This is a genomic window from Pseudonocardia sp. D17 (assembly GCF_036984265.1).
In the GTDB taxonomy this organism is placed as follows: Bacteria; Actinomycetota; Actinomycetes; order Mycobacteriales; family Pseudonocardiaceae; genus Pseudonocardia; species Pseudonocardia benzenivorans.
The window spans coordinates 1-1,315 of sequence record NZ_BPRG01000179.1 but is presented as its reverse complement, the minus strand read 5'-3'; the positions used below and the strand labels follow the sequence as shown (position 1 = coordinate 1,315).

The 1,315-nt window shown below is 69.4% G+C and carries 1 protein-coding gene; it reads right to left on the bottom strand.

Translation table 11 applies throughout. The annotated features are described in order from the left end of the window. A partial coding sequence (locus PSD17_RS25210) for an IS110 family transposase (protein ID WP_339124826.1) occupies nucleotides 1-1,085 on the bottom strand: 1,085 nt, incomplete at its 3' end. Between the last annotated feature and the right edge of the window lie 230 nt (nucleotides 1,086-1,315).

Sequence of the window (1,315 nt, the reverse complement as noted above, 5' to 3'; positions counted from 1 at the left end):
CTAGCCGCGCTGGATGCGAGAGTCGCCCCCGAGTGTCCTCCCGGGTCCGTCCTTGATGACGATCGACGTTCGTCGGCGATCATGGTGCGCCAGAGGTGGTCGGCGAGACGACGCTTAAGGCAGCGCTGAGCTTCCCGGGCGGTCTTCCCGGCGGCGATCTTGGTGTCGTAGTAGGCGCGTCCGCGGCTGCCGGTCATCCGGATCTGAGTGATGGCAACGGTATGCAGGGCCGAGTTGAGCTGCCTGTCGCCGAACCGGGACAGTCGGTGTCGCTGGCGGTCCGCGCTGGCGATCTCGACCGGCGCGGTGCCGGTGTAGCTGGCGAAGGCCGCGGAGCTGGGGAACCGACTCGCCCGACGCGTTCGGCCGAGCAAACGGGCAGCGGTCACGGCCCCGATCCCGGGCGTGCTGGTCAGTGTGCTGCCGGATTGGGCGACGAGCTTGGCCATCTCGGCTGCGTTGGCCTTGAGTCGTGCATCGACTGCGTGAAGGTCGGCGATCATGTCGGTGGCGAGCTGAACTCGCATGTATTCGGCCGGTCCGGCTGGTGCGATCGAGTCGAGCAGCGCCTCGGCGCGGGCCGCGGACAGGTCACGCGGCGCGCCACCGGGCAGCAGCGCTCGGAACAGAGCGTGGAGCTGGTTCGCGGTGCGCACTCGGGCTTGGGAGAGGTTGGTGCGGCGTTCGTCGAGCAGGGCCAGCGCCTCGGTCAGCCCGTCGGGCTGCAGAACGTTGGCGTCGCCGGCCAGCGCGGCGGCGCAGGCCGCCGCGGCGGCGTCGATGCGATCGTTCTTGCGGCGCCCGCCCCGGGAGAGTTGCCGGACCCGAGCAGTGGAGCGGGGTGAGACGTCGACGACGTGCTCACCGCGGGCGAGCAGCCAGGACGCCAGGTGGTAGCCCATCCCCGCGGCGTTTTCGATCGCCCACCGACGTCGGGGCCACTGATCTGCCCAGCGCAGAAGGCGCTCGTAGTCGTCGAGGGTCGCCTCGATGCGCAGGGAGGACAGCTCCCGCTGGGTCTCCGGCGCCACGGCTGTGGCGGTGTGCGTCGACTTGTGGGGGTCGACGCCGATCAACGTCGTCATCGCTGTCGGTGGTCCTCTCTGCCCGGGGAACGAGGGTGAAGATCCGCGGCTGACAGTCCGACTTCGAGATCGATGATTGCCTCGGAGCACGCCTCTGTTGAGTCAAACCGTGGACGGACGCCGGGCAGGTCGACAGACCCAAAGACAGCCAGCCCGTGGGCGGCAGGAAGTACTCGAGTCAGCCTGTCCGACGTCCTGCGGCACGCTACGGGCGGCCAACCCGATCACGA